The organism is Spirillospora sp. CA-108201, assembly GCF_050936235.1.
Classification (GTDB): domain Bacteria; phylum Actinomycetota; class Actinomycetes; order Streptosporangiales; family Streptosporangiaceae; genus Spirillospora.
In genome coordinates this window covers 287396-314358 of the sequence record NZ_JBNJNE010000001.1, presented here as the reverse complement: position 1 = coordinate 314358, position 26963 = coordinate 287396, and the positions used below count along the sequence as shown (strand labels likewise).

Here is a 26963-nt window from a genome sequence, read left to right as displayed (position 1 = left end):
ACAATGAGGACCTGCCCAATCGCGGAGCATGAGGGTTCTCGAATCTTCGGCGCCGCAGCAGGTCGTCCCAGCGACCCCGATGCCCAGGCTTGTGGGCGCCCTCCTGCAGCCGATTCGGTTCTTCGCGTTGACGACGGCCACGTTGTCACCTCAAGCCGACTTGAAGTCAAATGGGTTCATGGATGACGGGCTTCTAGCGATCGGCGAGGTGGCGAGGCGGTTCGGGATGGCGACCTCGGCCTTGCGCTATTGGGATGAGTGCGGCCTGCTGCCGGTGGCCGAGCGCCGGTCGGGGCGGCGCTACTACAGCGCCGAGGATTTGCATCGCATTGCTTTGATCCGGACATGGCAGCAGACCGGGCTGATGAGCCTGGAAGAGATCGGCGCGGTGCTTGCCGGCGGTGCCGACGGGCAGGACTGGCGGACCATCGTCGGAGCCCGTGTACGGGCCATCGACGCCCAGGTCGAACGGCTGGCCACCGCCCGCGCTCACCTGGAGCACCTGCTGGAGTGCCCCAACCACGATCCGGCGGGAGGCTGCCCCTACCTGCGGCAGGCCACCCGCCGGTGGACCGAGGAGGGCATGCCCGCCGTCCCCCCGGCCAAGGACGAGCCCGGATCAGTCGACCACCGGTTCTGAGGCCGGTACCGGCTCGGCGGGCGGCCGTTCGGGCACCGGCCGCTGCACGGTCAGCAACGCGGCGGCGGCGAGCGTCACCGTCCCGGCCACCAGCAGGCTGGACCGCATCCCCAGCACCAGATCGCCGTTCTGGGCGACAATCGAGCCGAGAACGGCGATGCCCAGCGCCGTGCCGACCTGGCGGGCGGTGTTCACCGTGGCGGCGGCGACGCCCGACCGTTCTCGCGGCACGATCTCCATCACCGCGGCCGCCGCCGGAGTGATGGCCAGCCCCTGCCCGATCCCTGCGACCGCGAACAGCGCGGCAATGACCGAGTAGGAGGTGGCGGTGTCGAAGACGGCCATCGCGGCCAGCGAGGCGCCCGTCAGCACGTAGCCGGCAAGCATCGGCCCCCGGGGACCGTACGCGGCGTTCAGGCGTCCGGCGACCAGCGATGCCGGCAGAACGGCGAGTGTCATCGGCAGCAGCATCAACCCGGTCTGCATCGCCGAGTACCCGCGCAGCTGCTGCATGTACACCGCCGACAGCAGGAAAAAGGCGCCGTTGGCGGCGAACCCCAGCGCCACCGAGGCCAGATTGGTGACGGTGAACCGGGCATCGCCGAACAGGCCCATCGGCAGCAGCGGCCGGACGGCCCTGCGCTCGACCGCCAGCAGCAGCACGGCCGCCAGCGCGGCCGCGGCCAGCGCACCGACAGTGATCGGTGATCCCCAGCCATGCGCCCTGGCCTCGATCACCCCGTACGACAACGCGCCCAGCACGCCGATCACCAGCAGTTGCCCGGCGGGGTCCAGCGCCGCGTGGTCGGGGTCGGCGCTCTCAGGGATCGCGCGCAGCCCGATCGCGATGGCGGCCAGCCCCACCGGCACGTTGACCAGGAAGATGCTCGGCCAGCCGAGGGTGTCCACCAGCAGCCCACCCAGCAGCGGCCCAGCGATGACGGCCAGCGCCCCAGCCATGCCCCAGTAGCCCATCACTCGGGCCCGGGCCCGCGGATCGGGCACCGCCTGCCCGATCAACGACAGGGCGCCGGGCACGATCAGCGCCGCCGCAGCGCCCTGCAGGCACCTGCCGATGACCAGAACCGCAAGGGATGGCGCCACCGCGCACAGCAGCGAGGCCGCGACGAACAGCCCGAGCCCGCCGAGGAACACGCGCTTGCGCCCATACCGGTCACCGAGAGATCCACCCGACAGCATCAACGCCGCCAACGCCAACGCGAAACCGTCCACCATCCACTGCAGCCCGGCCAGACCAGTGTTCAGATCGGCCTGAACGCTCGGCGCCGCCACGTTGACGATCGTCAGGTCCAGCAGCGCCATGAACGTCCCGGCAAAAGCCGAGACCAGCAGCAACACGGCGCCAGGCCGCCTACTCCTCATCCCCACCAACGCTTCTCCCTCGGTCGGGCTCGCTGTCACGACGAGCCCGACCGTAGAAGTTCAAGCCGACTTGAACACAAGGCTCTCGCGCCGCCGTGTGACCACGGACACAGTCCGTCGTCGCGTTTCCCGGCCGACCTGCCCCCTCCGGCGCCCGCACCGTCGCGGCCGCGGCCGACCGTTACCTGGACCAGATCCGGACCGCCACCACCTGCGCCAGCTACGCCGAGACCCTCGCGCATCTGATCTACATCGCCGACGGCGCCGGCCCCGTCGCCGGCCTGATGCTTGACGACCTTGGCGCGGTGATGAACCGCTGGGACGGCGCGGCGCCCGCGACCTGGAACCGGCACCTGCCCGCGCTCACCTCCTTCGTCGCCTGGGCGCAGCGCCAAGAGATCCTGGAGACCGACCCGGCCCAGCGGCTGACCCGCCGTAAGCCCGCCCGCCGCGGCGACCGCTCCATTCCCCGCGCACGCCTGGACAAGCTGTTCGCCGACGGCACTGGGCCACCGCCACCGCCCGACTGCTGCCACGCCTGCTCATGGAGCGCACCGCCGGACCGGTGTTCCTGGCCGACCGCCGCGCCCCGACTCCGGGCCCCCGCGTGCCCGCGGCCGCCGACATCTGCCCGGTCACCGGCCGAGGCCGGCTGTCCTGCCCGCGCGCCGAGCACCTGTTCAAGACCGCCACCCGCGGCCTAGATCGTTGATGGGAAATATCGGTGCTGGTCAGTGGCCCCTACCGTTGATGCATCCAGCCCGTCGTAGGGTGCGGATGCCCCGGCAGGGGCGGGTGTGGCTTTCAGTGGTCTGCCGTTCATCTGTGGCTTCCTATGACTTGCCGCCCGCTCCTGCGTGACGGACTCGGCCTCTGATCGAGAGTTGCGAGCGCATCGCTGTGCAGGGACCTGACGGCGAGGTCGTCTGCGGGCTGGACCGGGAAACCCACAGGTGGGAGGCATGGTTGGAACGCGCGTGGGCCGGGATGGACATCGGCCGCCAGCATCACCACGTCGCCGTGGTCGACACCGATGGCGAGCGGCTGCTGTCGCGGCGGGTGGCCAACGACGAGACGGCGCTGCTGGAGGTAATCGGCCAGGTCATGGACGTGGCCGGGCAGGTGACCTGGGCGATCGACCTGCACAGCAGCGAGTCGGCGCTCCTGTTGACCTTGCTGCTCGATCACGACCAGAGGGTCGTCTACGTGCCCGGGACGACCGTCGACCGGGCCGCCGAGGGCTACAAGGGTGCGGGCAAGACCGACGCCAAGGACGCTCCGATCATCGCCGATCAGGCCCGGATGCGGCGTGGCCTGACCGTCCTGGACGGCGATGACGAGCTGATCGTCGAGTTGCGGCTGCTGGTCGCCCGCCGCCGTGACCTGGTCACCGACCGCACCCGCGCGGTCAACAGGCTGCACGACCAGCTGGCGGCCATCTGCCCCGCGCTGGAACGGGCCCTGGAGCTGACCAACCAGGGGCCACTGGTGCTGCTGACCGGCTTCCAAACCCCGGTCGCGCTGCGCGAGATCGGCATCGACGGCCTGACCGACTGGCTGCGGGCACGCAAGGTCCGCAGCGCCGCCGCGCTGGCGGTCAAGGCCGTCGCCGCGGCCGCCACCCAGCACACCACACTTCCCGGTGAGCAGATGGCCGCCAGCCTGGTGGCGCAGCTCGCGGAGGGGGTGATCACCCTCAACGAGCAGCTCAAGGACCTCGACCAGCTCATTGAGGACCGGTTTCGCCGCCATCCGTCCGCCGAGGTGATCATCAGCATGCCCGGCATCGGAGTCCTGCTGGGCGCCGAGTTCCTCGCCGCCACCGGCGGCGACATGGACCGGTTCGCCTCGGCCGACCTTCAGGCCAGCTTCGCCGGCGTCACCCCCGTGCCCCGCGACTCCGGCCGCGTCCACGGGAACCTGCACCGGCCCAGCGCTACAACCGCGCGCTGCAACGCGTCTTCTACACCTCTGCTCTGATCAGCATCCAGTCCTGCCCCGACTCCAGGCGCTTCTACGACCGCAAACGCACCGAGGGCAAACGCCACACCCAAGCCGTGCTCGCACTGGCCCGACGACGGGTCAACGTGCTGTGGGCCCTGCTGCGCGACGGACGCGTCTACCAACTCACGCCTCCCTTGCCCGCTGCGGCTTGACAACGTCATTGAGAGAGTCGTAGGCGATCAGGGAGCGTTCAACGGGTGCGTCGATCAGCCAGTTGTGCCAGATCGCGGCGTTGAGGGCGCAGATGCGTGTCCAGAGTCCTTCGGTGGTGCGGGCGGCGTGGCGTTCCCATCGGTTTGTAACCAAACTTGATCAACATCGAATAGTCTCGGGCCCGTGTCCTCCATACCGAAAGATGATTCGCTGCTTGCCCAGGCTGTGCAGAGCCTGCCCTCCGGGTTCCGGCCGGCCAGCCTGCCCATCCCTGCACTCACAGCTGAATCTGCCATTCTCCGGCGAGCGGCACCGGCGACGGATGATGGAGAGTCATTGGCGCGGATCGGGAATATCGGGATACCCGTGTTGCACAGTTACGCCAAAGCAGGCTGGCAGCACGCGGTCGATCAGCAATGGCTCAGGACCGGGGTAATCTCGCGGTTGCAATGGGCGGTCGGCACCCTTCCGCCGGGGTTCGGCCTCGCCGTCTTTGACGGCTGGCGGCCCCTCACTCTGCAGCGCGAGTTGTTCGAGGCGATCGGCCCGAACTTCGACCCCGATGTGGGAGACCCGGTCGCACCGCCTTCGAGCGACCCTGCCGAACCCCCGCCCCACCTTACGGGCGGAGCGGTCGACCTCACTTTGGTCTGGCAGGGGATACCACTGGCACTGGGTACCGCGTTCGACGAGTTCACCAGCCCGGCCATGACCGCAGCCTTCGAGGATGTGGCCGGACCGGTGCGCACATTAAGGCGGCTGTTGTACCACACCCTTCGACGGCAAGGCTTTGTGGTATTGGCCGAGGAGTGGTGGCACTTCGAGTTCGGCACCCGTCTGTGGTCGGTACTGACCGGTCAACCGACCCGGTACGGATCGACCGCACCATAACGGCATTCGCCCCAATGTGGTCATTCCGTTAGGACCGAGCCGTCTCGAAGGCGCGTTCGCCGGGTCCGCGGAGTTTGGCGTGTGCGCGGTTGGCGTCCTTTTGCGGTTCGGGCTTGTCGCGTCCTTTGTGGGGCGTGAGGATGTGTGCGCCGGCGCCCTGGTAGGCCTTGTCGGCCAGCACGAGCAGCCCGGTGGCGGCCAGTGCCCGGATGACGCCCCAGATCCGGGCCGCGGTCAGGTCGTGGACCGAGCCGCGCAGGGGGCCCGACACCCACAGCAGTGTCCCGTCCGGGGCGGCGATGACCTGCAGGTTCATGCCGTGGCGGCGATGTTTCCCCGAGTAGTAGGGCCGGTCGGCGGCGACCCGGTCGATCGAGATCAAGGTGCCGTCCAGCACCAGGTAGGGCAGCCCGGCTTTGACCGCTTTGGCCAGGGCGGAGCCGAGTTTGGGCGATCGGGCGGCGAGCAGGTCGACGGCCTCGTTGACGTAGCGCCACGCGGTGGTGGTCGACACTCCGAATCCGGTGCCCAGTTCGGCGTAGGTCTCCCCTTTGCGCAGGTAGACCAGGGTCATGAGGGCCTGCATGCCCGGGGGCAGGCACCGGCCCTTGCTCGCGATAGCCCGGCGGTGGCGCCGGACGACACCGGTGGCATAGGTCAGGGTCCGGCGCGACAACGGCGGCGAAGCACGGTACAAAAGCATGTGAGGCCATAACAATGGGGTGGTGGTTCAAGGGGGCCGGGTGTGGCTTATGTGAAGCTGCCTCTGGTGGGGACGGGGGTTGTGAGAGATCAACCGTCCTACCAGGGGTTTCTTGACGTCCGGCACCGTCCACGCCGTCCGCGATCATGCTGTGATCAGCGCACACGCAACCGCCGCTGAAAAAGGCTCAGTGAACGGAGCTGGTTGGCCAGTTGCTGGCGGTTCCAGACCGCGTCCTGCTGGGCGCGGGCCAGCACCGCGATGGATTGCACGAGTTCGGAATCTTCCGGCAGAGGCCGGTGATGGGCGGCGTCGACCCGCAGAATGTTCGCCAATGTGAACGCGTCGGCGTGGTCGCCGTGGTCGGCGAGCAGATCGACCAGTGCCTGCCAGCCGGCGACGTCGTCGCTGATGCGGCGGCGCGCGAGAAGCTTGCCGTCGCAGTCCACCAGAGCGACATCGTGGTGTTTCTCTGCCCAGTCGATCCCGCATGTCACCTTCAACCGCCGTACTCCTTCCGAGGGGTTGGTGCAGCTCAGAGCCATGCAGGGGCACGCCACGCCCCAATGAGAGAGCTCGACGGCTCGACTCTCAATGATCGGTGTCAAGCTGCGGTGGCCAGCTGCTCGGGTGGAACTGGGGTGAAGAGCCGCTGATCGCGGAGCAGCGCCCACACAACATCGACCAGACGGCGAGCGAGGGCGAGCACAGCTTGGGTGTGGATCTTGTTCTCGTTGCGTTTCTTGTCGTAGAACGCACGGGATGGGCCGTCGGCTTTGAGGCTGGTCATGGCGGCCATGTAGAACACCCGACGCAGAGTCCGGTTGTAACGTTTCGGCCGCCGGAGGTTCCCGCTAACCCGGCCCGAGTCCTGTGGAACGGGGACCAGGCCAGCGTAGGAGGCCCGTCTGCCGGTGGTGCCAAAGGCTCCTTGAGCGTCGCCGCCAGTCGCGACGAGAAACTCGGCGCCGAGAATCGGCCCCATGCCAAGAAGGCTCTCCAGGATGGCGCCCTGATGATGGGCCCGAAACCGGGCGGTGATCATCTTGGTGATGTCCTTGATCTCGCGGTCCAGGTCGAGGAGCCGGCGGGCCAGGCGCTTGGCGAGCATCGCGGTAGTGGCCTCGCCTGGCAGGGCGAGGTTCTGCTGGTCAGCGGCGTCGAGGGCTTTGCGGACCATCGAGTCGATGCTCTTGCGCCAGGCCCCGTTCTCGGCCAGGTATGCGGTGAGTCCTTCGGTGCCGGCCGCGCGTAGCTCGCTCGGTGTGCAGAACCCGGAGATCAGGATGAGCGCGCTGCGGGTGGAGAAATCGAAGCTGCGCTCCAGCGCGGGGAAGATGCTGGTGAGAAGTTCCCGCAGGCGGTTGACCCCGCGGACCCAGTCGGCCATCAGGTCGGTGCGGTGCGCGGTCAGCCGGGTCAACTCGACGACCAGCTCGTCGGGCGCCTTGAGGTGGGTGAGTTCGCGGTGACACATCCGAGCGGTGTCGGCGATGACCCGGGCGTCCTTCGCGTCGGTCTTCCCCTCACCGCGGAACGCCGCGGCCATGCTGTTGACGGCGCGTCCAGGCACGTAGAGAACATGCTGGCCACCGGCCAGAAGTACGGTGGTCAACAGCGCCGCAGTCGCGCTGGTCAGGTCGATCGCCCAACGCAACTCGACGTCGGCCTGCGACGCCATCGTCAGTGCCCGGCTGAGAAGTTCCTCGGCCCGATGCTGGTCGTTGGGCACCTTCATCGACCAGAGAACCTGGCCGTCAGCGTCGACCGCCGCGGCGTGGCGGCTGGCCTTACCGACATCGATCCCGATCCACACCACATTGGTCGCTGCCACTCGATCCGCCACCTTGCTCATCGGTCAACCCGTGGACGACCCGCCGGCATGTCCCTAAGCAGCGACTGTTCGCATCAGCTCTCAATCAGCGGACAGGGCGTCCAGGACGACGGGGCGGCCAGTCAAGCCGGGCCACCGCGAGGGGCAACATCCGATCAGCCACACCCCGCCGCCCTGGGTATCCAGAGCCACTCACTCCAGACGCAAAGGATCTCAGGGACATCCGATCAGCAGTTCGTGGCCCCAGCCCGCCGCAGGGGCCACGCTCTTCGGTGAGGGCTCAAGGCCCTGGTCAAGCGGGTGGTGTTCCCTGTGGTCGGCTCAAAACACGATCCTGCCGAGGTCGTCGACCCGATGGGTGGTGATCGAGAGGTGCCGGCCCGCGGCTGCCTATGGGGAGGACTTCACGTCCAGGGACACCCGAGACGTCTCCCGGCACCCTTCGATCACCACCCACCCATCGCTCATCCCGATCCCGCACTGCCTGCCAGGAAAGAGGTCAAGCGCCTCTGGGTCCACATAGGCATCGATCGAGAAGAGCTGCAGGGAACGAAGCCCCACGGGAGTCATTAGGGTCCACACTGTCGTCCACGGCCACCGCGCTGTCTCCCTCTTCTTGACCATCCATCCCGAAGGATCACGCGGTGGCCGTCTCACGTCATGACGCCACGCCCATCACCTGCGAAAACTCGCATACCACCTCCGTGGACGCAACCAGCGTGTGGCGACTGGTTCCAGGTCAGGGCTCGGACTTCCGTGATGCGAACACCGTGATCAGCTTGCGGCAACAACATGCGCGTGAAGTCGGGGCCTTTAACCCACGGGCGGACAATCAGCGCTATCGGGCGCAAATCTCAATGCTCCATGGAGCACCTCAATCCCGGTGGCTCACGATATCCAAGGGCCTCTCGAGCTTGCGCTCTGGAGTACGAGCCGGACAGTAACTTTCAGGACGTGATCATGTAAGCCTGAACACTCCTGGCATCTAGGTCTCCTCGAGGAGGACTAGACGTTGCACCGTCTTCGGCCGGGCGGCCGAAGGACCGAGGCCGCCCTATACCAAAGTAAGGAAGGCAGTGCGTAAATCGACACAGCGAGCAGTCCTCGCTCTCAGTGCGGGCACCGTTGTCGCAGGATCCACGTTCATCGCCAGCCCGGCGATGGCGGCGTCCACACCGATCGGGGCCTGCGGCGGCGGTAACTACCACGAGGTCGACCGCCACAACTTCAAGAAGAGCGGCAAGAAGGTAGCAACCATCTACCTGATGTACAACGGCAAAACCAACTGCGTGGTCACGTGGAAAACGCACCCGAACAGCAAGTACGTCGCCGCGGGAGTCCAGAAGCTCGGCGACAGTAAATTCAAGTGGGAAGGCGGTTACTACTCGACCTACGCCGGCCCCGTGAAGCGCTCGGCCCGCGGAGCGTGCATCACCTGGGGTGGCCGCTACGACAACCTCGCCTACTGGACGGACCGCTGGGGTCATTGCGGGGGGTGATCTCCCCTCGAGGGGCGTTCTTCCCCACTCTCGGCAGCCGCCACGAAAGCGGTCACTGAGCAGTTGTCTGGGACACCTCCGACACTGGAGGTGTCCCTTTCCTTCTTTGCTTCGCAAGTTGTTTCGACGACACCCACGGAAAATCCTGCCGGATCCGGCGGTGCGGTTCTGGACGGCGCGGCCGAGCTGGTGGCCGAGTTGGGGTGCCTGCCGCCTGCGGTCGAGCAGGACGCCGCCCACCTACTTCAGAACCAGCTGTCCCGCCGCCGCCCCGAGCCATCACCTCCGCGCGCGACAACAGCACCCGGCTGCTGCGCACGAGCCCGATCACAGGCCCGAACCTGAGCCCGAGCGTGAGTCCGCCCCGGGCCCGAATGCGAGTCCGAAGATGCTCACGCGAAGTAGGTTCAAGGTCCGATCGGCTGCGAGCGCGGCAACGAGCCCGAGCGCGACCCAGCCGCGAGCCCGACCATCTGGGCGCGGTGCGGATGGTCGCCGAGGTTCGAACGGACTATGACACTGAGACCGCCGTCTTCGAGTGGTGGCGGTCGAGCTGGGCATCCGCTCACCCGAGGCCATGCGCAACTGGGTCCGCCAGGCTGAAGTCGACACTGGACAGCGGGTGGAGACCACCTCCGAGGAGGCCGCCGAGATCGAGCGGCTGCGCCGCGAGAACGCCGAACTGAAGGCCGACCTGCCGCGTGCTCCGCGGGCACGGCGCGGCGGTCGCGCCGTCCCACCTTCTACGCCGCCCGCGCCCGTCCGCCCTCGGCCCGCGGTCCGCGCGGTCCGCGACGAGTGAGCCGAGACCACTCGCATCCACGCCGCCGGCTAAGACGTCTACGGGGCCCGCGAGGTCTGGCACAGTTGCGTCGCAACGGCCAATGGGTGTCCGCTGCACGGTGGAGCGGCTGATGCGCGAGTTGGGACTCCAAGGCGCCAACTCTGCGACTGCGAGTTCGGCTTTTGTTTGCCATCTTCTGCTGTCGAGGAGTTCAAGCTGCACCGAGCCCGCGGAAGGCTTAGCCGCACCCTGGCCACCGAATGGACCAACAGGAGGCGCACACCGACAAGGCCCAGCCCTGGGTGCCTAACACCTGGCTGGAGTATGACGACACCACACCCGCACAGCGTCGTATCTGGAGGGGCTGTTCGAGTACAGCCTGCGCGTCATCTCGGTGATTTGGTCGCCTCATCGTTTACGCGCTCCGGCCGTGGCCTTGCAGGCACCGCGTCCAGGTCATTATGCCGCCGCGCTGGTTTTGCGGAGTAGCAGGTAGCTGAGGCCTCAAACGGCGCCGAGCAGGGCGATTGATCCACATTGTGACGGCGAAGGCCAGCCCTGCGGCGCGGAGCATTCGGTGGATGCGGTCGAGATCGCCAACAAGGGCTACTCTACCCGCATCATCCACGACTATCTGCGGCGGCGGCGCACCCCGCACGCCATCCCCGAAGGCAGCGACCAGGAAGCCGCCCGCGCCCGGCGCGGGCACCACCGCTGTGGCCTCGACCCGGACCACTACCAGCGCTGCAACGTCGTCGCTGCTTCAACCACGGAGGTGCCTTTGCCGCCCGGTCCTGCGATCCAGCTCATTCGTCTTCGCCTGCCAGGACCCGACATACCTCCTCGGCGGGGTAGGGGGCATCGTCCGGCCAGGATGCCGTAACACGTTCCAGGAGTTCACGGTGATCTTCCGTCTGGCCGGTCGCCAGGCAAAGGGCGGCCTGTATCTGGATCTCCAACTCAGGCCGGTCGAGGGCTCGCAGAAGGTGCGCGATTGCCTCGGGCGATTGGGATTTTCCGAGAGCCGAGATCATCCGCACGCGCAGGGCGAGCCGAGGGTCGGCGTCGTAGATGTATGCGCTGACCAGGGCGAGCAGGCGCGGATGAGCAGAGCCGTCGGTGTTGGAGAACGCGGCACCTGCAGCACCGGCCGCAGCTTCGACGACCGCGGGGTTCACGGTCCGGTCCAGCGCATCCGCGATGAGGTCGCAGTCCTGTCCCTCGGCGGTGTTCATCATGGCGTTGAGGGCGCTGGCGTGGTTCGCGCCCGCACCGGTGCACGGGCTCATCTCAGAGGGCGAGGGCGGCTGACTGAGGAGTTCACGAGCAACTTCCAGGACCTCCACCTGATGTTCTCCGTGCAATGGGTCGCCCCCGAACCGGCTGAGCGCGCCGGACCGCTGGTACACGTCCAGCGCGATCCCGGCCGCGGTTTGGTCGCCGCTCCGAAGAAGCGTGAGGAGCGGGCTGGTAGGCCCTGACCAGGGTCCGGCGACGTCGGCCTGGAGAGCCTCGCAGGCAGCCACCAGATACTCGTCGGAGAAATACGGGTGCGTCCAGTAGAAAGAGCCGTACATACCGAAAGATTCTGGCAGGTTACCTTGTCGCGCGCAGTTGGAATTTCGTTGGCCCTCATCATCTCCGAACCTGCTGCGCCTCGCCCTACCGCCATATTTCGGTGCGCGACGGCAAGCGAATCGAGAATATCCGGCGCTAAGCGTGGCAGGGCGCCATCACGATCGCTGCGGCTGTATCTAAGCGCGGCCTGACAGTTCAGTCGATGGCTGCGAGGTCGATGATCTGAATTTCCCCCTTGACTGGCCTGACGAGGTACCGGTCTAGGGCCAGGGTGGAACCGTCTCGCCGTTCGCTCGGTATGCTCACCGGCCAGTTATTCTCGTAGCTGGGGCCGAGATCCATCATCCTGCCCGTCGCCAGGTCGTAGAGGGTGTCGTGCTCGGCTCCGTTGACCAGGGAAAGGAATCGGTCGTACATCAGCGATCCTGGAGGCAGTTCGCTGATCGGCAAGTCGGCCGCGGGCACCGCCCGCCCGGCGCCCCCGGCCAGTGGCAGGACGCGGGTGGCGGGGACCCGGGAGAGGGTCACCCCGAGTGGCGGGCCACCTACGCACCAGCTGATCCAGCAGGTCCATGCGTTCTGAGACTTGGGGAGACGCACGGTGCGGGTCTGCCCCGTCACCAGGTTCCACAGCCGCTTGAAGTCCGCATCGCCAGCGCGACCGCTGCTTGCGCCCGGGGTACCGATCCAGGGCCAGGACAGGATGCGGTAGCCGTCGGTCCCGGGGATCCTCCGCACGGGTCCCCCGCCGAGCGGTACCTCGTACACGGCGGTCCCCGCGTCGCTCGCCTGCTCGTTGTTGCCGTCCTCCACGGCTCCGCCGTTCGCCGCGCGACTCCAGCGGATCTTGCCGTCCCCCACGACCAGCTGCCCGACGGAGCTCGCCTCCTTCGAGCCGGAGTCCATCGAGACGACCTTGAGGGCGGTTCCGCCGGTCAACGGCACGGCCCAGATCTCGGTCACGGATCGCCCGGAGACCTCGCCCTGCTGTGACCACACGACCTGGGCGTCGCCGACGGCGAGGTTTCCGGCGTACCGCGTCGACGTGTCCGGCTCATCGATGTCGGTGACCTTGGTGGCCTGGCGGTCCTGGAGGTCGTACACCCACAGCTGGTCGGGCACGTCTGAGCGTGATGCCGTGGACACCAGCAGAGACGTGCCGTCCAGCGCGACTTCTGGAGAGTACTTGTCCCCGTTCGGCAACGTGTCCGGCGCACGCCGGACGGCTCCCGCCGGCACCGGTACGGGCGGAGGAACCTTCTCGCTCGGCAAGTCGTCGATGTTCTTGCCGGAGAGGGTATCGGTCCTGGGCACATCTCCCAGCCCGAGGGCGGACACCGTCCCACCGGTCACCAGGAGGGCCGTCGTGACCGCGACCACAGCCATCGCCGCCCGCCCGCGCCGGCGCGCCCGGGCTCGGCTCGCCAGCCGGTCGAGCAGATCCGGTGCCGCTTGCGGCGCGTCCAGCGACGCGGCCTTGAGCGTGGTCTTCAGAGCGTGCTGGAGGTCATCGGTCATGGTGGGCCCCCACCGTCTGGGTCAGGGACGGACGCCAGTCCGCCCGGAGCTTGTCGAGAGCGCGGGCGGCCTGGCTGCGTACCGTCCCCCGTGATATGCCGAGCAGCTTGGCTATCTCCTCATCCGGAAGGTCCTCGTAGTAGCGGAGCACCAGCACGGTCCGCTGCCTTCGCGGCAACGCCGAAAGGGCTCGCCACAACCGGGTATCACGCTCAGCCCGCTCCAGGCCTCGATCCTCGTAGCCGCCCTCGGGCACCTCGCTGACGAGCCGCTCCCGCCTGCGTCGTCGCCACACGCTGATGTGCAGCCGCGCCATGATCGTCCGCGTGTACCCCTCCGGATCATCCTTCCTGACCACGCGCGGCCACGCGGTGCGCAACCGGAGCAGCCCTTCCTGCATGAGGTCGGCCGCATCGTGCGCGTCTCCCGTCAGCACGTATCCGTAGCGCAGAAGTGTCGGAGCGCGGTCAGTGACGAACCGCTCGTACGTCCAACAATCATCGTCCACAGGCATCCTTTCTCTGTCACACCCCAGGACGCCATGACGTCTTGATCTGTTGCATCGGCAGGCCGCCCGACAGCCTGCACGTCCTTCTCAACGGTTCGGCCTCCCTGGTCGGACACGCACTCGCCATGGCCAGGGCGGCGCCTCGAGCAGGTCATGTTCGCGCTGTGCTGGCCTTGCGCGGTAGCAGGCAGCTGAGGACGCACGTGGCGGCGAGCAGGGCGATGCTGATCCACAGGGTGGTGACGAAGGCCGGTCCTGCCGCGCGGGGGAACTGGTGAAGGCGGTCGGGTTGGGGGGTGGAAGTAGAGAGCACCGAAGAGAGCGACGCCGAGTGAGGCGGCGAGCTGGACGACGGTGTTGTACATCCCGGAGCGGCTGCCGGCTTGGCGGACGGGGACGTCCTGGAGGGCGAGTTGGGCGAGCGGGGCGACGGCCAGGCCCGCTCCCGAGCCGGTGAGGAACACCCCCGGGATGAAGACCGCCCACGCGGTGGCGGAGGTGGCCGAGCTGACGGTCAGGGCGAGTACGGCAAGGCCGAGGGCCATGACGATCTCCAACAGCGGCGAATATCTCCACCAGGGCGCAGGCGAGTACTACTGCCTGGGCAAGGCCAACTGCAGCCACGGATGCGTCCGCCAGTCGCCCAAGGACGCCGTCTGGCTCTACCGGACCGTACAGCCTGGAGATGTCGTGGAGATCACCGGTTCCCGGCGCAAGCTGGAATGGAACAACGGATGGTCGTTCTGGCAACTGGATTGGGAGTCCTGGAAGCGGGGCAGCTCGCTCCAGTAGCGAGCACCGGTCCGGCCGGTGTCAGCCGTCGTTGATCGCGCTGCTGAGCGTTGCGCCATCGCCGTGAGGCTTGGGAGCGCATCGCCTTTCGGGCTCTTCCGGCCGCCACCGAACGCGAGGGCCTGCTCGCGCGGATCGCGGCGGCATCAAACCGACTCGCATGACCACTATTCGCTTCCTGGCCTGACCTACCGACCGCCGCTGGACGCGGCGACGCCGTCAGGCCGGGTTCAGATCGGATTCAGTGGTCCCGGCGGGCTCGCCGGAGCACCAGCACGGCCGCTACCAGCAGTCCTCCGAGAAGGCCGATCATGATCACAACCGCCCAGGAGAGGCCCGATGAGGAGTTCCGCTCCGACCGGTCGGCCGCCGGAGCGGTCGCGGGCGAGCCGGATTGGCCGGTCGCGGGGGGAGCAGTCGCGGTTCCCGTGGCGGACGGCCTGAAGACGAAGGTCCGGCTTCCGCTGATCACGTGTCCGTCCACCGACACCGTCCTGTAGGCCACCTGATACCTGCCGGGCCTCGTGAGCGTCATCAGCGACTGGCGGACCACCGCACCGTCGACCGCGGGTGAGCCGGAGCCCGCGCCCGCCCCGTCCGAACCGGTCACCTTCACCACGGTGAACCGCATGTTCACGGGCTGGTTGAAGGTAAGGACCGCTTCAGCCGGAGCTGACGTCTGGGTGGAGTGCTCGGGGGTGATGCTCTTGAGTTCGGCATGCGCATGTGCCGGATTCGCAGGCGCCATGACAAGCCCGCACATCGCCGTACCCAAGGCGAGGACCTTGACCGGCCAGAGCCTCCGCGACGATCGGACGCTCGCACTTCCTGCCGCACTCCCCGGCAGCATCCGCTGGCGTCCAATGAGCCGGCGCCGTTGCCTCACGCGAACCTCCTTGGTCGTACGGCCGGGTAAGGGCGCGTGGCCCGTATCAGGCTGTACGGAGACACGGGGCGGCCCGTTCACCACTTTCTACAGAATGTAGATGATGACCTGGGTTCACAGTAGGGCATGGTTCGGTGCGCGTGGACGGCGGTGACGCCGACGATGGGACCCGGCGGCCGAGTGGGATGGTGCGGGTCAAGACGAGCACGCCGTTGGCCAAGGCGATGAGGGTGTCATAGACGGGCCACTGGCGGCGGCCACCAGGCCAGCCCGCCACGTCAAGACCCCGAACGCTGAGGTGAACACCTCCGCCCGATAGGAGCCATAGGCCCGTCGACCAACGGTGCCGGCGGGCCTGGCGATCCGCAAGCAGTGCCGGCGGGCCCGGTTTCAGCCCGCATCCGGCCTCCCCCAGGAAGATCCCGGCGATCAGCGCCAGAGTGGAAGCCAGGCGGCCGGTGCCGTCCCGCCGTGCGTCAACGACCTGGATGACCAGCATGATCGCGCGCTATGAGCACCAGGCTGGTGGCGTAGTGCACGTACTGCTGACTCAGCGACCCCAGGCGCGGCCCGGCGAAGCCGCCGTGCCCCCGCCCGACCACAAGGAGTTCAGCGTCCTCGGTAGCTTTCGGCCGTGCCGAGGCAGGCGGTCCGCCGACGGATGCCGCGCGCCGGAACGCCTTCCACTTTGCCCTCAACCTCTTGATGACCTTGTTGAGCATCTCCCGGGCCTCGGCTTCCGACGCTCCCCGCACCGCGAGCACCGCCTGGTGAGCGATTTCGCCCTGGCCTGCACATAGGGGGACACACCGCCCCCGCGGTCAGTTCACCGCCCCGACCGGTGAAGTGGCGGCCGCCTCGGGACACCGTGGAGGTCGCCGTGGACGGCCGGCGCCCCTGCCTCCGGGATCACATCGCTCGGATGCGACCTCGGGCGAGGCCCGGCACATCGGTCGGCCCACGGGCTCAGGGCCGAGCTTCACCGCGGCGAGGCGGCGGCCGAGCCCGGTGAACTCACCCCTCGTGCTCTCCGTCAGGATCGCAGTACTCGATCTCGTCCGTGGGGCTGAAGTTCCCGACGATCAGCCGTCGCACGAAGTCACCGCCGTTGGGCACCTCGTCGGCGTCGACCTCGTAGGTGAACTGCTGGCCCTGGCGGAGCCGGCGGCCGTTGACCGTCACCGGTCGGCGTACGACGTAGACCGCTCCCCAGGGGCAGCAGTAATAGCTGCCGAGAAGCTTGCCGTCGGCGTTCTTGGCGTAGTCGATCGTTCCCTGCGCCTTGGCCGCGTCGATCTCGGCCTGAATGCGCAGCGTGGCTTCCGGCGCGGGATCGAACTCCCACAGCTCCTTGATCGACTGCCGGGCGCGGGGGTCCTTGCGCCACTTGGAGCGCTCCCGCGGCGAGGTCAGGCACCAGGGGTCGAAGGAGGGGGGACCTGGGGGTGGCGACCTGCCGGGCGACCCCGCCGAGCTCTCCGAGCTCATACCTGGCGATGAGCGTCGGCATGGCGGTGAGCTGACCCAGGTGGTAGTAGGACTCCAGCAGCCCCTCCGCGTAATCCGCCGCGGTGGCCCCCTCGGCCGCGAGTTGGCGCAGCCCTCGCAGATCCTGACCGTGCTCCTCGGTGTCCTCGACCGAGGTCTCGAACACTCCGAGAGCCACCTCGGCGTGTTCCCGGACGGCCCGTGCCGCGGCGAGCATGCCGCGCAGTTGCGGCAGCGGGCAGGGATCGGCCTCGGCCCGTTCAGGTAGGTCGGCGGGAAGCCGGACGGTCTCCGAGACGTCGAGGGCGACGTTGCCGGCGGCCTGCCGCGCCCGCGACGTCCACGACTCGACCTGGTCGAAGCACGCCGACACCTGCGTGTGGGTGACCGGTGGGACGTAACCGGCCGTCCGGGGGTCTGCGGCACAGTCGGCATCCAGGAGATGCTCGCCGATCGACTGCAGGACGAACGCGTTCCACGAGCACAGCAACTGGCTGGAAATCCCGGGTTCGACGTGCCAGAGGTTCGTGCCGTCTGCGGCGAGTTTCTGCCGCAGCGTCTCGGCGTTCTGCATCTCGGCGTAGGCGACCCCACCCGCACGGCGGAACGATTCCAACGTGTCGGCCCGCACCTCGCCCTTCAGCTTGGCCGTCGCCCTGACCAGCAACGTCGGTTTCCCAGATTCGTCGTCCAAGCTCATGCGCTTCCCTCCGCGATCATGGCCGCCCGCGCCGCAGTCTGGACATCCACGATCAAGGACGTCCGGCCATCCGTGACACCGCCCTCATCTCCCCGAACGGTCGTCCCGCACGGGGCCTCGACGCGGCCTCGACCCCCGAAGGGGCCGCGCGGCTGAGACACTCCCCCGATCAGTCGTCGGATGGACGGTGCACGGGTCCGTGGGGGTCGGCGCAGTGGTCGTCCACGGCGTCGGCCGAGCCGATCGTCACCTCTGGTGGCGCGTGGTCGACCTGGAGCGTGGTGTGGTCGATCCCGTACTCGGCCTTGAGCATCGCCTCGATGGCGCGGCGGACCGCGTGGCAGTCACCGCCCTCTCCGACCAGCACGTGCGCCGACAGCGCGGGGTAGGCGGACGTGACCTCCCAGATGTGCAGATCGTGGACTTCGACGACATCCGGCGAGGCGGCCATGGAGGCTCCGACGTCGGCCGGGTTCAGCCCGTCGGGAGCGGCCTCCATGAAGACGCGGCCGGCTCCGCGGACCAGGTCGTACCCGGCCTTGACCATGAGCGCGGCCACGATGAGGGCGGCGATCGCGTCGGCCCGGGCGAAGCCGGTGAAGAGCACCACCGCACCGGCGATGGTGGTCGCGATGAACGCGAACAGGTCGTTGAGGATGTGCTGGTAGGCGCCCTCGACGTTCAGGCTCGACCGGTTGGCCTTACTGATCAGCCAGGTCGCCAGAAGATTGATCGCGATCCCGACCAGACCGGTGACCAGTACCAGGCCGCCCGCGACCTCGGGCGGGTCGAACAGCCGGCTGATGCCCTCGTACACGAAGTAGGCGGCCAGCAGCAGCAGCGTGATGCCGTTGACCAGGGCGGACATGATCTCGGCGCGCTTCAACCCGTAGGTGAAGCCGCCCTGCGGCGGACGCGCCGACAGGCGCATGGCCACCAGCGCCAGGACGATGGACGCGGCGTCGGTCAGCATGTGGCCCGCGTCGGAGATCAACGCCAGGGACCGGGCGAGCAGGCCGACCACGACCTCACCGACCATGAAGGCGCTGATCAGAACGAGCGCTCCGGTCAGGTAGCGGCGGTCGGCATCGGCGGACACACCGTGTCCATGTCCGTGGCCGTGTCCATGTCCGTGGCCGCCGTCTTCTTGGCCGGGGCCGTGCCCGTCAGGGTCGTGATCGCCGTGGTCGTGGCGTCCGGGGTCGTGGTCTTCACTGGCCTGAGCGGCCGCCGCGGCGCGTGTGCGCCCCACCGGGTTCTCCATGCCAAGCTCTCCAGGGGGTCGTGAAGGCCCGGTCTACCGGGCTTCAGGATCGGGGGGTCCCTTTCGGGCGGTCTGAGCGTCCTCGTGCCCGAAATGCGTCAGCGCGAGATCGAGCAGCAGCCGCACGTGGGAGTCGGCCAGCCGGTAGTAGGCCATCCGGCCGGTCCGGCGGACCGTGACGACTCGATTGGCGCGCAGCAGGCGCAACGCATGCGAGACTGCCGATTCCCTGCTCGCGCAGGCGGCCGCGAGGTCGCAGACGCACATCTCGCCGCCCTCCAGGAGCGCCGTGATGATGCGGACGCGGCCCGGGTCGGCGAGCAGCGAGAAGACCTCGACGAGGTCCTCCACGACCTCACCGCCGGGCATGGCGGCGCGCACCATCGCGACTCGTTCGGGATCGACCATCCGGACATCACAGCCGTCCAGCGACGTTGCGACGGCTGCATCATCTGCATGGTTGCTCATATGTGAAGATTAGCGACCATCGCTTACGACCCGTCAAGCGGTCCAGCGCGACAAGAGCGGACCGGCGGCCCCGGCCACCGGCAGAACCGGGCTGCGACTCAATATGAAGGCGGTGAAGCGGATGGCCTCCCCGGCGCCCAGCCGTTGCGGCAGGCCGCCGGGGAGGCTGTCGCGACCGTGTCGCCGCCCGGGACTCCAACCATCATCTTCTATCGTATGTAGAAGATGGGGACCGGTGGCCGACCGCACGGGACGGGCCGACACGCCGGCACCGCGCAAGCCGGCACGGCCGGACCGGAAAGCTCCCGCCATCCCTGGAACCGATTCCGGATTCGTGATCAGAGACTAACGATGCGTGATAGGGTCGTGATCTGGCTGCCACCCGCTTTCTGCCGGGCGCTCGAATGCACTGTCATGCAGCTTGGCGAGCCATCAGCGCTTCACGTACAGGTCAGTTAGTAGCGGACGATACGGCTGGATGAGCCCGGCCCGATCGGAGGACGTCGCGGGTGGTACGGCACAGCAGGATGAGACGTGCCGCCGCCTTGCTCATCATCGTCCTTTGCGGCTGCCTGCACCTGGTCCTGGACACGGCTCTCCAAAGCGTAGGACCCGGTGAGTTCACGGCGCCGACTTCGGCGGGCAGCATTCAGCTGAGCGACTCGGGCGCACTTCGCTCCAGTTCGGAGGAGCGGAAGTCCGCGCAGGAGTCGTCCAAGCATCTGACCGTCCGGGCGAGCAGTCGCGTGGCCAACCCCAAAGAGGTCAAGGCCCCGGACACTCCGACACGCTCGGCGTTCACCGCCGGCGTCAGCACGATCGCGTTTCCGCGCCGGGTCGGCGGGCTCGTGCACGCGATCAGCAGACGTGCCACCGGGAACATTCCCGCCATCCTCCAGGTATTCCGTTGCTGACAGCGCCCTCTGGCGCGTGTCACCTTCCTGCCGAAACACCATTTTGAGGGCGTAAGCCGTCGTGCTTGGTCGTTACGACCATGCCACATGCAATGAACGACGGTCTTATCTCGCCTCGGTGATCGGAACGGGTCAACGCGACCGGACGACCACACCGTCAGATCGTCCTTTGTCCAACTCCTACGATGCCCTCGCATTCGCGGGGACACCCTGGAGGTATTTCGCATGCACACTTTCATCGACCATGCCCGAACGTTCGGCTCCTGGGCCGCGGAGAACGGCGGCGAACTGCACCGGCTCGCCGATGGCCAGTCGCCCCTGGCGCTGTTCATCACCTGCTCCGACTCGCGCGTGATCCCTTCCCTGTTCACCGGAGCCCGTCCAGGCGAGCTGTTCGAACTGCGCACGGCGGGCAACATCGTTCCGCCGTACCGGCTGGACCGTCCTACCAGCGAAGCGGCGACCATCGAGTTCGCGATCGAGATCCTCGGCGTCGCCGACGTCGTGGTGTGCGGGCACTCCCACTGCGGTGCCGTCGGCGCCCTGGTCCGCGGCGACGACCTCAGCGCCGCCCCCGCCGTCCGCACATGGCTGGCCGAGGCCGCCGGCACCTCGCCGCGTCTGCCCGGTAACGCCGCATCCGACCGGGCGGCACCCCCTTCCGCCGGCAGCGGCGACCTGGCGGCAGCGGTCCAGCGACATGTGCTCGATCAACTGGAGCGGTTGCGCGCCTATCCCGGCGTGGACGAGCGGGCCGCCGACGGCCGGATCGGCCTGCACGCCTGGTACTACGAAGTGCACACCGGGTCGGTGCTGGCGCACCGGCCGGACGCCGACGCCTTCCTTTCCCTGTAGGTGAGGACCGATGCTCCCAACGACCCTGCGGTCCTCCCGAGTGCTTCGGAACGAGATCACCGCCTCCCTTGTCGTCTTCCTCGTCGCCATGCCGCTGTGCGTGGGAGTCGCGGTCGCCTCCGGCGTCCCGGCCGAGCTGGGCCTGATCACCGGCATAGTCGGCGGCCTGGTGACCGGCCTGCTTCCCGGCAGCAGCCTCCAGGTCAGCGGTCCCGCCGCGGGCCTGACCGTCCTGGTGTACGAGGCCGTCCAGACATACGGTCTGAGCACGCTCGGCGCGATAGTTCTCGCGGCGGGCCTCCTGCAGCTGCTGCTCGGCGCGCTGCGGATGGGGCGGTGGTTCCGCGCGATCTCCGTGGCCGTGGTGGAGGGCATGCTCGCCGGAATCGGCCTGACCATCATCGCCGGGCAGCTGTACGCCATGGCCGATGCCACCGCGCCCGGCTCGGGCATGGCCAAACTCGCCGGGCTGCCGGGCCTGCTCCTGGACAGCACCGGATCAGCCGCAGCGCTGGCCGCGCTCGGCGTCGGCGCGGGCACCGTCGCGCTGCTGGCGGGATGGGCTCACCTGCCGGAACGAGTCCGAAAAGTTCCGGCGCCGCTCGCGGCCGTGGCTCTGGCGACGGGTGCGTCCTTCCTGCTGGATCTGCCCGTGGCCCGGCTGGACGTACAGGGCCTTCTCGGAGCCGTCCAGCCACCCGGCATCGGCGATGTGGCCCGACTGTCCGAGATCGGCGTCCTCGGAACCGTGCTGGCATTCGCGCTCATCTCTTCCGCGGAAAGCCTGTTCAGCGCCGCGGCGGTCGATCGCATGCACGACGGCCCGCGTACCGACTACGACAAGGAGCTCATGGCCCAGGGCGCCGGCAACACCGTGTGCGGGCTCCTGGGGGCCCTGCCGATGACGGCGGTGATCGTACGCAGCGCCACCAACGTGCAGGCAGGAGCACAGACCAAGGCGTCGCGCGTCCTGCACGGGCTCTGGATTCTCTTGTTCGCCGCGGCCTTCCCTGCGGCGCTGGAAATCATCCCGCTCGCCGCCCTCGCGGGCGTGCTCGTGCACGCCGGCTGGAAACTCATGCCTGTCAAGCAGTTGCGCCCCTTGTGGCGCCGGCATCGCGGCGAGGCACTGATCCTCGTCCTCACGGCCACGGCAGTGGTCGTCCTCAACCTGTTCGAGGGAGTGCTGCTCGGCCTGGTGCTGGCTGTGATCAAGACGGCCTGGGAGACCTCGCACATCCAGATCGAGGTGGACGAGACGGAAGAGGCGGCCGGCACGCATGGGCGTCCGGTACGTGTCGCCCTGGCCGGCCACGCCACGTTCTTGCGCCTCCCGCAGATGTTGGACACCTTGGAGAAGCTCCCCCGAGATCGGCCGGTCCAACTGGACCTCACCGACCTGCGGCACCTGGACCACGCCTGCCACTCGGCGCTGATGAACTGGGTGGAGCGCCACAACCAGGCGAGCCCCGACATGGTCTCGGTCGGAGACGCCCGATCCTGAGGTCCGCGCGAAACCCGTGACAGGGGGCCAGGGGCGTCCGTCCCGCACCTGCCCCCTGTCACGGCGCCTCACACGGGCATGTGGCCGCGCGGCCGACAGCCCGTCTCATCCCTGTTTCTCCACGGCCGGATGCCGGGAGGAACGCGCTGTCCCACCGGCCCCAAATGTCCTCGAACTTCTACATAGTGTAGAAAGTCATGTGAGCTCACGTTCACGTCTCGGCATGACAGGATTCGGGAGGGTGGCCCGCTCATGGACCTCACAGGGACCGGCCTGACGCAGCGGCCGACCGGCGTGTTCCCCGAACCAGGGGTGTTGCTGTTCGCCGGTGCGATCGAGACCGCCGAACCGCACTCCCATGAAGCGATCCAGGTCCTGCTCGTCGGCTGCGGCCAGGTCTTCTTGCGGGACGCCGCCGGACGCGAACTGCCCGCCGAGGCGGCTATCATCCCGAGCGGCGCAGCGCATGCGATGCGCGTCCCCGAGCCGGCTTTCGGGGTCATCGCCTACCTTGACCCGGCGGGACGGACCGGCACCGCCGCACGGGCACGGATCGCCTCCTCCAGGGGGGACCGACTTGCCGTCAGCACATGGACCAGCACAGCTCGGCCGGTCGATCCGGCCGCCTCACCACGGCATCTTTCGCTGGCCTCCGCACACTCGATCCTGGAGCGGCCGGCCCGCCGAACGCCGCACCCGGCGCTCACCGAGACAATGCGCGCGCTGCCGGATCTGGTACTCGGGCGGCTGACCCTGCGTCGGGTCGCCGAGCATGTCGGCTATCCAGCCGAACTCCTGGAGTCGTTGTTCCTGGAGGAGGTCGGCCTCCCCTTTCCCGCCTGGCGCCGCTGGGCGCGACTACAACACGGCATCACCCTGCTCGGCTGCGGGACAGGCATCACCAAAGCCGCAGAGGCCGCCGGTTACACCGGCAGGCGTCCTGAGTCCAGGCATGGTCCGCAGAGTGGCGTCCCCGCCGCCCCAGGGGTGGACGACGGGGACCGCTCGCAGAGCCGATTTCGCTAGGCGACGCGGACTCCGCCGGCGAAGGGCGGCCGGCGATGGGGGCGATCTTGACGACGTCGCCGGTCTGCGGCGCGTGGACCATGTTGCCGTTGCCGATGTACATACCCATGTGGTGCAGGTCGCTGTGGAAGAACACCAGGTCGCCGGGCTTGAGCTGGCTGAGGTTGGGGATGGAGCCGGGCCGCCCGCCGGCGGTCTTGAAGGTGCCGAGCTGCTTCTCGACCTTCTTCAGTTTGACCTGGAGTTCCCGGCGCTTCTTCTTCGCCTCGCCGGTGAGCGCGCGCACCTGGGCGGCGCGCCGCTCGGCGGCCTTGCGGGACCGGTCGGCGCCCTGCATCACCTGGAGCATCTGCGTGATGCGGATGTCGTTCTGCTTGGCGAAGTAGTTGAGGGTGGCCGACTGGTCCAGGACGGCCTGCGGGTCGGAGGACGTGGCGAAGGAGATCGCCGGGTCCGCGGGGCCGTTCTTGTAGCTGTCGGCGGCGATCTTCGCCATGCGCTCGCGCGCCTCGTCCAGCGCCTTCTGCTGGCGCAGTGCGCTGCTCTTGGCCGTCTTCGCGGCGTGCTCGGCCTGCTTGAGGCGTTCGCGCAGGCCGTTGTACTGCTCGCTGAGCTTCTCGGCCTCGTCGGCGAGCTTCTCCTGCTGCGCGGTGAGCTGCTTGCGCGTCGGCTTGGGCTCGGCGTGCGCGGGCGCGGGCGCGAGAAGCCCGGCGGACAGCGCGAGGGCGGCCGTCCATGCCGTGACACCGCCGGGCCGGCCGGTGCGGATCCTGCGGCGGGCCGTCGTTCGGGGGCCGGCAGCTCGTCGCTGCATGCGGTGTCCTCTCCTGTACCGCCTACCGGGTCAGCTGACGGGTTCGGGCCGGAGTCGCCCTACCGTCCCGTCGGGACGGATTCACCCCTGAAGATCGGGTCCCCGGTTCCCCGGACGGAGCCGTCCGCGGGATTCGGCGCGGTCGCCGGCCGTCCCCGGCGGAGACGTCGCCGCTGAACGCCTTGGGGCGAGGCGAGGCGTCCGACACCTGGCAGGAACCGTCCGACCTCTGCGGCGTAGGCGGCGTAAGCATCGCCGTGAGTGCGCAGCAGGTAAGGCTCCTCGACCGCGCGGACCTGCATCTGGACCGCCACCACGGTCACGACGAGGCCGAACAGCGAAGATCGCGTTGGGGACCATCGCGGCCAGCCCGGCGGCGGTGACGATCATCGTGGTGAAGATGGGGTTGCGGGCCAGGCTGAACGCGCCGCCGGTGACCAGTTCGGTGCGCTCGGCCTCCTCGACGCCGATCCGCCAGGAGTTTCCCATCGAGGTCTGCGCGGCCAGCGTGCCCGCCACTCCCCCGAGGGCCAGCGCGGTCCCGGCCACCTGCACGGCGGTGTGATCAAGGGCGGTGACCGCGGCGAGCCCGGCCAGCGCCGCGATCGGGCCCGCGGCACCGATCAGCAGCGCGCCGGTGAACAGCACCCTGGCCCACCATTGCACCGTCCCCTTGCCCAGGCCGCCGCCGCGGAAGCCGGTGTCGCCGGTGCGGCGCCACTGCAGGAGGGTCCGCAGCCCGAACGCCAGCACGGCCCAGACCAGATAGACGACCAGCGCGGTGACCGCCACGATGTCCTCCGAACTCGTCGAGGATGGGTCAGGAGCAGCAGGCGCAGCCGGGCCCGCATGTCGCGCAGGCGTCCTGCGCGGCTTCGGGACTGTCATCGGCGGCCGTGGTACTACCGGTCGGCAGAACGCAGCAGGCGTCGCCGCGCCACGCGTCCCGGCCCTCCTTGAACGCGACGGCGGCGATGACGAGCGCGGCGATCGGGTCGGCCCAGGACCAGCCGAACAGGGTGTTGACCGCCAGCCCCGCCAGCAGCACGCCCGACAGATAGGTGCACAGCAGGGTCTGCTTGGAGTCGGCGACCGCACTGGCCGATCCCAGCTCCCGGCCGGCCCGGCGCTGCGCGGCCGACAGGAACGGCATCACTGCCAGCGACAGCGCGGCCAGGACCAGCCCGGGCGTCGAGTGCTCGGCCTCGGCACCGCCGGCCAGGGAACGGACCGAGTCGGCGGCGACGTAGGCGGCCAGCGCGAAGAACGAGACCGCGATGATCCGCAGTGCGCGCTTCTCGCGCTGCTCGATCCGCTCGGGGTCGCGGGCGGAGAACTGCCAGGCGACCGCGGCGGCGGAGGCCACCTCGATCACCGAGTCCAGACCGAACGCCACCAGCGCGCCGGAGGAGGCCAGGGTCCCGGCGGTGACGGCGACGACGGCCTCGACGACGTTGTAGGAGATCGTGGCGGCCACCAGCAGGCGCACCCGCCGCGCCAGCACCGCCCGCCGCTCCGGAGACGGCCCCAGCGACACGGTGGTCATGCCCGCTCCTTCGCCTCGGAAGGACAGGCTCCCAGCGGCCGATCGCCCGCAGTGCCATGAGTCGGGCACAACGCGACGGCGCGGTCGGTGGCCGCCAGCAGATGCTCGGCCGAGCGCAGCAGGTCCAGCAGCTCCGGCACGGCGATGAAGTAGAACGACTGGCGGCCCTCGGCGCGGTAGTCCACCAGCTTGCAGCCGCGCAGACAGGCGAGATGCTTGGACACCGTGGACTGCGCCAACCCCAGCTCACGGGTCAGATCCACCACCCGGACCTCACCCAGCGCCAGCCGCTGCACGATCGACAGCCGCACCGGATCGGCCAGCGAGTGGAACAGCGCGGCCGCGGGCGCCAACCCGTCCAGCGAAGTCATTCCACATTCAGAATCAATCGTCATACTGGAATGATAGCCAGATCATGCGATCAGTCAAGTCGGTCGTACCGTGATCAGGCTCCCGCCACGCCACCGGACGACGTCGCCGAGGGCGTGGCATGGTTCTCGCCCTGGTTACTGCGCTGCCGTTGCGGACCTTCGGCAGTGTCGGCGCGGCGCGGTGAACCGCCGAGGAGCTCTTGGCGTACCGGTATTCGACAAGCCGTAGAAGGCATGCCGTCGGACGCCGAGCCACCCGAGAGGCGACAATGAGAATCCGGCACCTTGGACTTCACTGCCTTCAGATCCGTGTGTTGGCGGCAGTGGGAATCGGCGCCGTGTTGGCCGCGGCGGGGTGCGGCACGAGCAAGTCCGCTGGGAACAATGCAGCGCCCTTGAAGGCTGACGGTCCGAGGAGTTCCGGGAGGGGTACGCAGTCCCTTGCTCCCGCGAGCATCGAAGAACTCGGAACCAGGATGGGCTGCACGCCAGAGGTGCGCGGCAAGGCGGTCGACTACCGGCAGGCGATCTGTGTGACCCTGTCGGGGAAGTACGTGCTCAACACCTTCGCCACCGACAAGGCGCAGCAAGATTGGCTCGAATACTCCTCGATGTACGGCGGAACATACCTGGTCGGAACACGGTGGGTCGTCGTCTCCAGTCCACAGCTCCTGCTGGCCGCGCGGCAGAAGCTCGGCGGCCAGGTTCAGGACGCGGAGTCCCTCCACAGGCAGAACGGCGAGCCACGGGCCACCCCGAGGGCGGAATGACACGCTCGACCGGTGTGCCGGTCGGACTGGTCACGCCTGTCGTCGGCGAACCGCCCTGGCGGCCTCGGTC

At 68.5% G+C, this 26963-nt stretch carries 25 protein-coding genes, 2 pseudogenes and 1 riboswitch; of the genes and pseudogenes, 13 read left to right on the top strand and 14 right to left on the bottom strand.

The window, feature by feature from the left end; all coding sequences use genetic code 11:
- The first annotated feature begins 178 nt into the window (after positions 1-178).
- Positions 179-640, top strand: a complete 462-nt coding sequence (locus tag ACQEU6_RS01480) for a MerR family transcriptional regulator (RefSeq protein WP_499328770.1) — start codon at positions 179-181, stop codon at positions 638-640.
- Here the strand turns inward: ACQEU6_RS01480 and ACQEU6_RS01475 are convergent.
- A complete protein-coding gene (locus tag ACQEU6_RS01475; protein WP_499328769.1) occupies positions 620-1999 on the bottom strand; it encodes a DHA2 family efflux MFS transporter permease subunit in 1380 nt (459 codons plus the stop codon). The genes ACQEU6_RS01480 and ACQEU6_RS01475 overlap by 21 nt on opposite strands.
- Positions 2000-2567: 568 nt before the next feature.
- On the opposite strand from ACQEU6_RS01475, the gene ACQEU6_RS01470 reads away from it, so the two are divergent.
- From ACQEU6_RS01470 to ACQEU6_RS01460, 3 genes and pseudogenes are all read left to right on the top strand, one after another.
- The gene (locus ACQEU6_RS01470; protein WP_499328768.1) at positions 2568-2735 is read left to right on the top strand and encodes a hypothetical protein; all 168 of its coding nucleotides are present in this window, start codon (positions 2568-2570) and stop codon (positions 2733-2735) included.
- A gap of 275 nt (positions 2736-3010) precedes the next feature.
- A pseudogene (locus tag ACQEU6_RS01465) lies at positions 3011-4179 on the top strand (IS110 family RNA-guided transposase).
- A gap of 184 nt (positions 4180-4363) precedes the next feature.
- A complete protein-coding gene (locus tag ACQEU6_RS01460; RefSeq protein ID WP_499328767.1) occupies positions 4364-5071 on the top strand; it encodes a M15 family metallopeptidase in 708 nt (235 codons plus the stop codon).
- Between the two features lie 28 nt (positions 5072-5099).
- Here the strand turns inward: ACQEU6_RS01460 and ACQEU6_RS01455 are convergent, their stop codons facing one another.
- From ACQEU6_RS01455 to ACQEU6_RS01445, 3 genes and pseudogenes are all read right to left on the bottom strand, one after another.
- A complete protein-coding gene (locus ACQEU6_RS01455; RefSeq protein WP_499328766.1) occupies positions 5100-5774 on the bottom strand; it encodes a transposase family protein in 675 nt (224 codons plus the stop codon).
- 188 nt (positions 5775-5962) lie between these two features.
- Positions 5963-6319 (bottom strand): annotated as a pseudogene (locus ACQEU6_RS01450) (IS110 family transposase); the annotation flags it as partial.
- Between the two features lie 59 nt (positions 6320-6378).
- Positions 6379-7608, bottom strand: a complete 1230-nt coding sequence (locus ACQEU6_RS01445) for an IS110 family RNA-guided transposase (protein ID WP_499340070.1) — start codon at positions 7606-7608, stop codon at positions 6379-6381.
- Positions 7609-8684: 1076 nt separating this feature from the next.
- Here ACQEU6_RS01445 and ACQEU6_RS01440 point away from each other — a divergent pair.
- Entirely contained in the window at positions 8685-9107 is a 423-nt protein-coding gene (locus ACQEU6_RS01440; protein ID WP_499328765.1) for a spore-associated protein A, read from the top strand.
- A 541-nt stretch (positions 9108-9648) separates the two neighbouring features.
- Complete coding sequence (locus ACQEU6_RS01435; protein WP_499328764.1) at positions 9649-9909, top strand: transposase; 261 nt, start codon at positions 9649-9651, stop codon at positions 9907-9909.
- A 788-nt stretch (positions 9910-10697) separates the two neighbouring features.
- On the opposite strand, the gene ACQEU6_RS01430 is transcribed toward ACQEU6_RS01435, so the two are convergent.
- The 3 genes from ACQEU6_RS01430 to ACQEU6_RS01420 form a co-directional block, all read right to left on the bottom strand.
- Positions 10698-11468: a HEAT repeat domain-containing protein gene (locus ACQEU6_RS01430; RefSeq protein WP_499328763.1), complete on the bottom strand. Its 771-nt coding sequence runs from the start codon at positions 11466-11468 to the stop codon at positions 10698-10700.
- Positions 11469-11664: 196 nt separating this feature from the next.
- Entirely contained in the window at positions 11665-12987 is a 1323-nt protein-coding gene (locus ACQEU6_RS01425; RefSeq protein WP_499328762.1) for a hypothetical protein, read from the bottom strand.
- Complete coding sequence (locus ACQEU6_RS01420) at positions 12977-13501, bottom strand: SigE family RNA polymerase sigma factor (protein ID WP_499328761.1); 525 nt, start codon at positions 13499-13501, stop codon at positions 12977-12979. The genes ACQEU6_RS01425 and ACQEU6_RS01420 overlap by 11 nt, the downstream gene beginning before the upstream one ends.
- A 348-nt stretch (positions 13502-13849) precedes the next feature.
- Here ACQEU6_RS01420 and ACQEU6_RS01415 point away from each other — a divergent pair, with 348 nt between their 5' ends.
- The gene (locus ACQEU6_RS01415; protein ID WP_499328760.1) at positions 13850-14287 is read left to right on the top strand and encodes a L,D-transpeptidase; all 438 of its coding nucleotides are present in this window, start codon (positions 13850-13852) and stop codon (positions 14285-14287) included.
- Positions 14288-14528: 241 nt separating this feature from the next.
- Here the strand turns inward: ACQEU6_RS01415 and ACQEU6_RS01410 are convergent, their stop codons facing one another.
- The 3 genes from ACQEU6_RS01410 to ACQEU6_RS01400 all read right to left on the bottom strand — a co-directional run bounded on the left by ACQEU6_RS01410 (position 14529) and on the right by ACQEU6_RS01400 (position 18460).
- On the bottom strand, positions 14529-15062 hold the full coding sequence (locus ACQEU6_RS01410) for a copper resistance CopC family protein (protein ID WP_499328759.1): 534 nt from the start codon (positions 15060-15062) through the stop codon (positions 14529-14531).
- A gap of 1125 nt (positions 15063-16187) precedes the next feature.
- On the bottom strand, positions 16188-16661 hold the full coding sequence (locus ACQEU6_RS01405; protein ID WP_499328758.1) for a hypothetical protein: 474 nt from the start codon (positions 16659-16661) through the stop codon (positions 16188-16190).
- 869 nt (positions 16662-17530) lie between these two features.
- The gene (locus ACQEU6_RS01400; RefSeq protein ID WP_499328757.1) at positions 17531-18460 is read right to left on the bottom strand and encodes a cation diffusion facilitator family transporter; all 930 of its coding nucleotides are present in this window, start codon (positions 18458-18460) and stop codon (positions 17531-17533) included.
- A gap of 3 nt (positions 18461-18463) precedes the next feature.
- On the opposite strand from ACQEU6_RS01400, the gene ACQEU6_RS01395 reads away from it, so the two are divergent.
- On the top strand, positions 18464-18649 hold the full coding sequence (locus ACQEU6_RS01395) for a hypothetical protein (protein WP_499328756.1): 186 nt from the start codon (positions 18464-18466) through the stop codon (positions 18647-18649).
- Positions 18650-18658: 9 nt separating this feature from the next.
- Here ACQEU6_RS01395 and ACQEU6_RS01390 read toward each other — a convergent pair whose 3' ends face one another.
- On the bottom strand, positions 18659-19033 hold the full coding sequence (locus tag ACQEU6_RS01390; protein ID WP_258945356.1) for an ArsR/SmtB family transcription factor: 375 nt from the start codon (positions 19031-19033) through the stop codon (positions 18659-18661).
- A 605-nt stretch (positions 19034-19638) separates the two neighbouring features.
- On the opposite strand from ACQEU6_RS01390, the gene ACQEU6_RS01385 reads away from it, so the two are divergent.
- The 3 genes from ACQEU6_RS01385 to ACQEU6_RS01375 all read left to right on the top strand — a co-directional run bounded on the left by ACQEU6_RS01385 (position 19639) and on the right by ACQEU6_RS01375 (position 22366).
- Entirely contained in the window at positions 19639-20007 is a 369-nt protein-coding gene (locus ACQEU6_RS01385; protein WP_499328755.1) for a hypothetical protein, read from the top strand.
- 225 nt (positions 20008-20232) lie between these two features.
- Complete coding sequence (locus tag ACQEU6_RS01380) at positions 20233-20862, top strand: carbonic anhydrase (protein ID WP_499328754.1); 630 nt, start codon at positions 20233-20235, stop codon at positions 20860-20862.
- A gap of 10 nt (positions 20863-20872) precedes the next feature.
- A complete protein-coding gene (locus ACQEU6_RS01375; protein ID WP_499328753.1) occupies positions 20873-22366 on the top strand; it encodes a SulP family inorganic anion transporter in 1494 nt (497 codons plus the stop codon).
- Between the two features lie 898 nt (positions 22367-23264).
- On the opposite strand, the gene ACQEU6_RS01370 is transcribed toward ACQEU6_RS01375, so the two are convergent.
- Complete coding sequence (locus ACQEU6_RS01370; protein WP_499328752.1) at positions 23265-24206, bottom strand: C40 family peptidase; 942 nt, start codon at positions 24204-24206, stop codon at positions 23265-23267.
- Positions 24207-24209: 3 nt separating this feature from the next.
- Positions 24210-24355, bottom strand: a riboswitch (cyclic di-AMP (ydaO/yuaA leader).
- A gap of 230 nt (positions 24356-24585) precedes the next feature.
- Between ACQEU6_RS01370 and ACQEU6_RS01365 the strand changes: the two genes are divergently transcribed.
- A complete protein-coding gene (locus ACQEU6_RS01365; RefSeq protein ID WP_499328751.1) occupies positions 24586-24771 on the top strand; it encodes a hypothetical protein in 186 nt (61 codons plus the stop codon).
- Positions 24772-25026: 255 nt separating this feature from the next.
- On the opposite strand, the gene ACQEU6_RS01360 is transcribed toward ACQEU6_RS01365, so the two are convergent.
- Together ACQEU6_RS01360 and ACQEU6_RS01355 are read right to left on the bottom strand one after the other, a co-directional pair.
- Positions 25027-25752: a cation efflux transmembrane domain-containing protein gene (locus ACQEU6_RS01360; protein ID WP_499328750.1), complete on the bottom strand. Its 726-nt coding sequence runs from the start codon at positions 25750-25752 to the stop codon at positions 25027-25029.
- Entirely contained in the window at positions 25749-26147 is a 399-nt protein-coding gene (locus tag ACQEU6_RS01355; protein WP_499328749.1) for an ArsR/SmtB family transcription factor, read from the bottom strand. The genes ACQEU6_RS01360 and ACQEU6_RS01355 overlap by 4 nt, the downstream gene beginning before the upstream one ends.
- A gap of 452 nt (positions 26148-26599) precedes the next feature.
- Between ACQEU6_RS01355 and ACQEU6_RS01350 the strand changes: the two genes are divergently transcribed.
- Positions 26600-26893 (top strand): hypothetical protein, encoded by a 294-nt coding sequence (locus tag ACQEU6_RS01350; protein WP_499328748.1) that lies wholly within the window; start codon positions 26600-26602, stop codon positions 26891-26893.
- The last annotated feature ends 70 nt before the right edge of the window (positions 26894-26963 follow it).